Below are 8,079 nucleotides of genomic sequence, written 5' to 3' on the forward strand. Positions count from 1 at the left end.
CTTATCGCTAAATAGAGTAATTTAAAGTAATTCGACTTCCCTCACCTGGGATAGAGTTAATAAATATTCTGCCATCAATATAATTCATACGTTCTTTCATAAAGAATAAACCCATGCCACCTTCGGCGTTGTTTTTAGGTTTAGAAGGAATACTATCAATGTCAAATCCATCACCATTATCATCAATAATGATGCTAAGTATCGAATTAGAATGATTTACTGAAATCATAACATAATCAGAATTGGCATATTTAATAGCATTGTTAACGGCTTCCTGAGTGACCCTATACAAGTTGGTTTCGACTAAAGTGTCAAACCTTTGTTCAAAATTTGATTTGTTTTCAAAAATGATGTTCTTTCCTGTCAATTTAGAAAGCTCCCTAGCCATTTTCTGCAGAGCGATAGGTATTCCGTAGTCTTTTAATTCTGGTGGAGTAAGATTAAAAGTTGCCATTCTAATTCCTTGAATTAAATCTTTAGAAACTTTCTTTAAACCTTCAATTTTTTGCCCTGCCTTTTCAATATTCTTTAGATTTATAGATTCTATATTAAATTTAAGAGCGGTTAGCATTTGACCAATACTGTCATGAATCTCTTTTGCGATGCGTTTTCGTTCTTCTTCTTGGGCTTCTACTATTTGACTGGCGTTAGATTTTTGTAATTCTTCTTTTTCTTTGTATTGTTTAGCATTTAGTCGTTCAACTTCATTTTGAGCTTCTTTTCGCTTAGAAATATCAGAACATAATACAAGTCGTTCAGATTTTCCTGATTCTTTAAATACAGTGTATATAGATACGTCCAACCAGATTTTTTGGTTAGCAACGATTTGTAGTTCAAATTCTTCGTTAAAAACACCTCCTTTATTTTGTGAAATAAGCTCAAGTAATCTACTTTTTTGAACTTCATTAAGTCTCATAAGGTCAGCAAGGCTTTTTTGCTTGTTATCTTGGTCAACTTGAAGCAGTTTTCCAAAGCGCTCACCTAAATCGATAACTAAGCCTGCTTTATCCACTCTGGCATACAAAAGAGTTTGATTGATTGCTTTAGTAAGTGTAAGTAATTCCTGTACGTTTTCTTCTTGTATTTTTCTCAATACTTCTGTTCTCGAAGCCATGCTTTCAGCTTTTTCCTGAGAAATTAATAGGTTTGAAATTGTCTTTTTAATACGTATTGCCGCTGGTCTAAATAATAAAAAGAATTCAGAAACCAGAATTAAAATTATAATACAAAAAAGTAAATATTCAATTCTTTTTAAGCTTGAGACTTTTTGTTTTGCATCTTTATCATATTGAAAAACAACTGCATTCATTTGTTCTAAAAACAAAGGTTCATTGAGAAGTACAGTATCAAGATTTGTTTTTAAAGCTATAGCATCAATAGAATCGTTTTTCACAAGATTAAGGACTTCGGTGCTACTTTGTAGAATGTTTTGAAAATAGGGTTCCAGAACAGAAAACATTTTTCTTATTTCACTACTATCACGATTTTTTTTCTGTACAGATTCGTTATATTGAAGAAGTACTTCATGAGATTCTTTCCAGAGATCAAGGGTAGATTCTAAATCACTAGCGTATTGTATTTTTGATTCTTCATCTTCTAGATGGCACAGCACAAGAATATCCTTTGATATTTTTTGACTTAGCATTCTTTGTCTACCTGATATATTAATGATTCGTGAATCATCAATCTGAGAGTTTAAGTATTTCTGTATAAAAAATTGACTTCCAATAGAAAATAGCGCTATAGCACCTAATGCAATACTATATATTTTGCTTAGGCGTCCAAAAGTTTGATGATCTAATGATTCTTGTTTGTTCAATTATAATTATGCTAATGCCTTTTTAACCAAATCTAATGCTTTTTCTGAATATGACAGTTGTAATGCTGCTTTATGACCTTTTTCAGACATTTTACGCCATGTTTTTTGTAAAATATCAATCACTTTCTCAGGAGTATGTTTGTTTAAGAAGTCTTCATAGTAGAAATTTAGAAAAACAAGACAAATTACATCTTCTAATGTTTGTGTATCCTCATCTTTTTTTAGTTTCTTTTTTTGCAGTAAAAAAGATACTCTGTCAATAATTTCTGAGTCATATCCAACTTTTTCTAATATCTCAGAAGCTTTTGCGGCATGAAATTTTTTTAAGTCTTCTCTCCATTTTAGGTATCCAATACGATCCATAGGATAGTCTTTACGAGGAATTTCCCACCTACAGATGTGTTGAGATCTTGCAGCTAATTTTAATGCCTCAGAAGCATTGGGTTCGAATTTTTCAATAGTTTGAGACATTCTTTGGCCATAAATTAATTCTTTAGGAACAAGTTTTCCATTTATAGTATGCTGATTTGGATCTTTTGCGTTTGCCTGATCAAATAAAGCATAAGCCTCAACTAATAAATTGCTTGACATAAAAAGTATTGTATTGATATACCTACAAAGTTAGTGCTTTTTAAACCAGAATTCAAATGAGACTCTTACTTTGAATTCCCATTATATATAGCTCAATCCATAACTTTTTTATAAGATATGTAAGGTGTATTATCTCAATTATTACTAAGACTTATACCACTAATGATCATGCTTTTAAGGTACGCTTAACTATTAATTAGGAAGAGAAGGAATGTCTTCGTTGTAAAGATAGATTTTTAAGAATAGAATACTCTTCCTCTTTGTAAAAAATCAAGAACTTTCTGAAAAGTAATTTTCTTATCATTGTTTTTATTTCATTGTTTAATGTATTTTCTTCTTTTAAGTCATTAATATCAAACACTTTTTTAAATTCATTAATTACTTCTATTAATACTACTGGGGTTTCAGAAAGTTGAAGAAAATAGTACTCTAGTTTGTGAAGTGGAAATTCCAAAATTGATGTCTGTGTTTCCCTGTCAAACATTCCTGTTAACTGAAAAACAAAATAATAATCTCCTTTCATTTCTATTGTAGAGAACTTTTTTTCAGTGGCATTATTTATAAACTCCCATGAAGATTCATAAGTATTTACAAAAGGGTTTTGTACGATTTTCTTATTACACAATTCATCATAAGAGATTGATAAAATTTCTTCTCTTTGTATATTTAGTTTTACATCATTTTCTTTAATCTTATCTAAATTAGAAGGTGTATAAAGTTGTGCTTTTTCGAATTCGATAGAAAGAAGTTCTTTTAGCATATTGTGTTTGGGATCATTTTTCTTTAGAGAAGTAATCTTGCTTTTGTAATACCCTTTTATGGGATTATTTTCATCTTTGATTTCACCGTCATGAAAATCTAATAAATCAGGAATGAATATTCCTAATGTTTTTGATAAAGCAATACTTCTGGAGTAATATATTTTTAATTTACCTATTAAATCTTGTGACATATTCTTTCTATTTTATCCATATACTCTGGAAACTCTAATTCTAGTTGGTTTTGTAATTCATAACACGAATCCATATATCGTTTTTTGGTTGATAATAAATGAACATATTTTAACGAGGATTCGTATTTGTTACTAAAGTTGGATATGTCTTTTACATAATTGGTGTGATTAGGAGTATCTGAAACTAGATATTCAATCTTGATCCCTTTTTTGTGTGCCATACAACTAAATAAATATTGCTCATAAATTAATGCATAAGATGTGCCATTTAAATCAGAATTTTTAATTTTCTGATTAGCCTCTATAAGCTTAAAAGCATGTTCACAATATTCGTCAAAAAAGTCTAAGTCATTTCCTCCAAAAATACCAGCATTAGCTGCAACTATTTTACTTTCTGATGATAATCTATTGGTAATTAATTTTGGTAAAATATAATTGTTTTTGTGAATTTCTTTAATAGCATATTCATAGTGACCTTCATCAATATCTTTACTTTGAGCAATTAATGTTGCGTTCTCGATTCTTGAGCCAAAACGATCCCATATATAGACATCACCATCAACATGAATAAAAGCATCTCTTTGTAAAGAATAAGCCGCAATCTTTCCTAAAGCCCAAAGATTAGCAGGATATTTATTTAAATTGTCTAGCTCAATAGTAATATTCGAATATGGTAAGTCTAAATTCTTAATTAATATGTCATAGCCTTGTCGATCTGTTACTAAAGAGATATTACCGTAGATTTTATTTAGAGTTAAACAACTTAATGCCCAACTCATATAGAAAAAACGATTTTGTCGCCAACCTCCAATATTTTTGTAGTTCTTATTAAAAAAATAGGGTTTTGACCAAAAACTGTGGAGTATTTTCATTGTATTTTTTAGGTTTCAGTCATTAAATTTAAGGAACTATTTATGATATTCTTCCAGTGTTTAACGTAATGTTAATGAGGGTAATAAACTTTTGTTAATTGAAAAGATATGTTAGATTTTTTAAATAAATTTAAGATAACTTTTAAAACTAAATTACATGAAAAAAAAGAAAAATTTAAAACTGTCTTTAGGTAAGCAAAAAATTAGTAGTCTTAGTAACTCTAACCAAAGAAAAATAGTAGGAGGTGGAAATTATCCTACAAGAGGTAAAGATTGTGGAGGTGGCGGTCATTGGACTACTTGCACAGCATCTTATTCATGCGGTTAAGGATTTTTTGGCTTAAGTGCACTAGAAAAGGAATTATTTATAATTTAAATAATACTTATGAATTATTAGATTAATTTTTTAATAAAGGTAGTAACCTTAGGTTGCTACCTTTTTCTATGAAATTATAATTTTAAACAAAAGAATTATAAATACTACTTTTTCTCACTCCGAAAAACCAATATAAACTTTGTTACCTTCTATTTTTACCGGGTAAGTGGCTATAGGAGCAAGATCACCATTTAAATTCTCTCCGTTTTCCAGAGAGAATGTTTTTTTATGCATTGGACACGCAACTTTTGGTATTCCATTCTGATCACCAATCATACCACGGCTTAGTACCATTTCCATTTTATGCGGACAAACATTTTGACAAGCGTACCAGGTATTTTTTCTTTCAAAGTTAAAAACAGCAATTTGCTTTTCTTTGTATTTGATACAGGCTCCTCCATTTTTTGGGAAATCACTTACTTTGGCTGCTTCGAACCATATGGTTACATTTTCTAATGAAGTAGATTTATATATTTCTAAAATTTCTTCCATAATAAGGTTTTGTTTAAGTTATTTCCGTAAAAACGGAAACCCCATTCTATTTTTTTATTTCCAGTGTTGTGGCATTTTTTGTTCACGTAACGGAACAAATACCAAATTATCATCGTCATCATCACTATTTAAAAAGTGACTAAAGCGTTTCATCATTTCTGGATCTTCAATAGCTTGTTTCCACTCGCATTCAAATTTATTTACCAGTGTTTTCATTTCTCGGTCTAGATCTTCAGCAATACCTAATTTGTCGTTGATCACTACTTCTTTTAAATGTTCAATACCACCTTCTAATCTATCCAGCCAGGCAGCTGTTCGTTGTAAAGGTTTTGCAGTTCGCATATAAAACATTAAGAAGCGATCTATGTATTTAATTACAGTTTCATTGTCAATTTGTTCTGCAAGTAATTCTGCATGTCTAGGGGTTGCTCCTCCATTTCCACCAACATATAAATTCCAACCACCTTCTACAGCAATGACCCCAAAATCTTTTCCACGTGCCTCTGCACATTCACGAATACAACCCGAAACTCCACCTTTAATTTTGTGCGGTGAGCGCATTCCGCGATAACGGTTTTCTAATTCGATTGCAAAACTTACACTTTCATCCATTCCATAACGACACCATGTAGAACCTACACAACTTTTTACAGTACGTAATGATTTCCCGTAAGCATGCCCACTTTCAAAACCTTTATCGATTAAATCTTTCCATATTTTTGGTAATTGATTTAGCGTTGCGCCAAAAAAGTCAATACGTTGTCCTCCAGTAATTTTGGTATATAGATCATAGCGCTTTCCTATTTCGCCTAAATCAATTAATTGTTGTGCGGTTAGTTCACCTCCTGCTATACGTGGCACTACAGAATAGGTTCCGTTACGTTGGATATTCGCTAAAAAACGATCATTAGAATCCTGAATAGTATATTCTTTATTGGCAGTATCTGCATGAATAGTAGCCATTAATGAGGCGATAAGAGGTTTGCACAGCTCACAACCATGCCCTCCGTTTCCGATGTGATCTAAAACTTCGTCAAAGGTTGTGTATCCTTTTATTTGAATAATATCGTATAATTCTTGCCTGTTGTAATCAAAATGCTCACAAATATGATCTTTTACTTCGATCCCTAAGGATTTTAGCGTGGCATCGGTTAGATCTTTTACCATAGGTTTGCATCCGCCACAACCTGTTCCGGCTTTAGTACAACTAACAACATCAGCTAAGTCTTTAGCTTCTCCATTTTGTATGGCACCGCATATTTGACCTTTAGTAACACTTTCACAAGAACAAATTTGTGCATCATCAGGTAAATCCATAACATCCCCTAATAAAGAACCACCATCTCCGCCACGACTTCCTAAAATTAGATCCTCTGGCCCTTCAGGAAGCTTCATCGCCGTATTATAAATCTGAAATAAGGCGTTATAATCTGAAGAATCACCTACGAGAATACCACCTAATAATTTTTTTCCATCTTTAGTGACATTTATTTTTTTATAAACTCCGTTACGTTTATTTACATACGTAATTTCATCAATCTCTTCTTTAGCTTCATTTAATGCATCACCAAAGCTAGCTACTTCTGTACCAATAAGTTTTAATTGAGTAGACATATCGATATATGAAGGCATTTCTTTTTCTCCGCCTATGATTTGATCTACAACAACTTCTGCCATATCATAACCAGGAGCTACCAAGCCATAAATCATATTGTTGAGTAAGGCACATTCTCCTATTGCGTAGATGTTTGGATCTGTAGTTTGCATTTGATTGTTTACCAGAATACCACCACGAGTACCTACCTCTAAACCACACTCACGAGCAACTTCATCCCGAGGACGAATACCAGCAGAAACTACAAGCATATCTACTTTTAATTCTGTATCATCTACATATTGTAAACCTTCAATTGTTTTATCCCCTTGAATATATTGTGTTTGTTTTGATAAGTGTACTTTTAAGCCTAGGCTCTCAATTTTTGATTGAAGCATATCACTTGCTCCTTTGTCTAACTGTCTGGGCATTAAACGTGGGGCAAATTCTACCACATGAGCATTTAACCCTAAATTTTTGACTGCATTTGCAGCTTCTAAACCCAAAAGCCCTCCACCAAGAACCGCAGCTTCTGTTTTGCCAGCAGCTTTTAATTTTTTTGCAAAAGCTTCTGTTGCTTCTAAATCCTCAATAGTACGATATACAAAAACTCCTTCTTTTTCGACACCTGGGATAGGAGGTACAAATGCCGAAGATCCTGTTGCCAGAATTAAATAATCATATGAATATTTGATTCCTCTATGATTTGCAATTGTTTTTTCTTCTCTATTAATTTCTGTAATCATTTCTGAGATATGAAGATCGATGTTGTTCTCTTCATACCAGCCTGGCGAAGACATACTTAAATCTTCTGCTGTCTTTCCTGAATAATATTCGCTTAAATGGACTCTATCATATGCTCTTCTTGGCTCTTCTCCAAAAACAGTAAGTTTATATTCGCTAAATTTTTCTGAGGCTACAAACTTTTCACAGAACTTATAACCTACCATTCCATTACCGATCACTACTACATTTTTCATAAATTACGTATTTATAAGTCAAAATTAAGTATTAATACTTATTAATGTAATAAGAATTACGTAATTATGAATATGGTAAATTATGAATCTCTAAAAAATATAGACAAAAACCTGCAAAATTGATTTTGCAGGTTTTTGTCTATAGTATAGTGTTTTATAGCTAACTTATTGTGAACTAATTTTTTTTATTCTGAGGGAACCTCAGGTTTTGGACTCCATTTTAAGAAGTTAGGTTTTACGACTAGCATGGCCCATCCCCAAAATTGATTATCTGCAGGTTCAGGTACTCCTTTAAGTATTTCCATAGAATCAGAGGCAAACATATGAGAGTATCCTATTTTAAGTGTTGCAAAAGCTAATAGTTTTTGTGTAAATACAATATCTATTTCAGTTCCCAGGTAAT

The 8,079-nt window shown here is 31.8% G+C and carries 7 protein-coding genes and 1 pseudogene; 1 reads left to right on the forward strand and 7 read right to left on the reverse strand.

Going from position 1 to position 8,079, the window contains the following annotated elements; all coding sequences use genetic code 11:
* Window positions 1-7 precede the first annotated feature (7 nt).
* The 4 genes from FOF46_RS16800 to FOF46_RS16815 form a co-directional block, all read right to left on the reverse strand.
* On the reverse strand, window positions 8-1,819 hold the full coding sequence (locus tag FOF46_RS16800; protein ID WP_143917255.1) for a PAS domain-containing sensor histidine kinase: 1,812 nt from the start codon (window positions 1,817-1,819) through the stop codon (window positions 8-10).
* A gap of 6 nt (window positions 1,820-1,825) precedes the next feature.
* Window positions 1,826-2,410: a DUF4202 domain-containing protein gene (locus FOF46_RS16805; RefSeq protein WP_143917256.1), complete on the reverse strand. Its 585-nt coding sequence runs from the start codon at window positions 2,408-2,410 to the stop codon at window positions 1,826-1,828.
* Between the two features lie 196 nt (window positions 2,411-2,606).
* Window positions 2,607-3,362 carry a hypothetical protein gene (locus tag FOF46_RS16810; protein ID WP_143917257.1) on the reverse strand — a complete coding sequence of 252 codons (756 nt, stop codon included), beginning with the start codon at window positions 3,360-3,362 and terminating at the stop codon, window positions 2,607-2,609.
* Window positions 3,347-4,234, reverse strand: a complete 888-nt coding sequence (locus tag FOF46_RS16815) for a DUF6734 family protein (RefSeq protein ID WP_143917258.1) — start codon at window positions 4,232-4,234, stop codon at window positions 3,347-3,349. Before FOF46_RS16815 ends, FOF46_RS16810 begins: the two co-directional genes overlap by 16 nt.
* 157 nt (window positions 4,235-4,391) lie before the next feature.
* Here FOF46_RS16815 and FOF46_RS31620 point away from each other — a divergent pair, with 157 nt between their 5' ends.
* On the forward strand, window positions 4,392-4,562 hold the full coding sequence (locus tag FOF46_RS31620) for a class I lanthipeptide (protein ID WP_160114390.1): 171 nt from the start codon (window positions 4,392-4,394) through the stop codon (window positions 4,560-4,562).
* A 162-nt stretch (window positions 4,563-4,724) separates the two neighbouring features.
* Here FOF46_RS31620 and nirD read toward each other — a convergent pair whose 3' ends face one another.
* From nirD to FOF46_RS16830, 3 genes and pseudogenes are all read right to left on the reverse strand, one after another.
* Window positions 4,725-5,102: a nitrite reductase small subunit NirD gene (nirD, locus tag FOF46_RS16820; protein ID WP_143917259.1), complete on the reverse strand. Its 378-nt coding sequence runs from the start codon at window positions 5,100-5,102 to the stop codon at window positions 4,725-4,727.
* Window positions 5,103-5,156: 54 nt separating this feature from the next.
* Window positions 5,157-7,676, reverse strand: a complete 2,520-nt coding sequence (gene nirB, locus FOF46_RS16825) for a nitrite reductase large subunit NirB (RefSeq protein WP_143917260.1) — start codon at window positions 7,674-7,676, stop codon at window positions 5,157-5,159.
* Window positions 7,677-7,861: 185 nt separating this feature from the next.
* Window positions 7,862-8,079 (reverse strand): annotated as a pseudogene (locus FOF46_RS16830) (alginate export family protein); the annotation flags it as partial.

Origin of the sequence: Aquimarina algiphila (assembly GCF_007489275.1) — a bacterium.
GTDB classification, from domain to species: Bacteria; Bacteroidota; Bacteroidia; order Flavobacteriales; family Flavobacteriaceae; genus Aquimarina; species Aquimarina algiphila.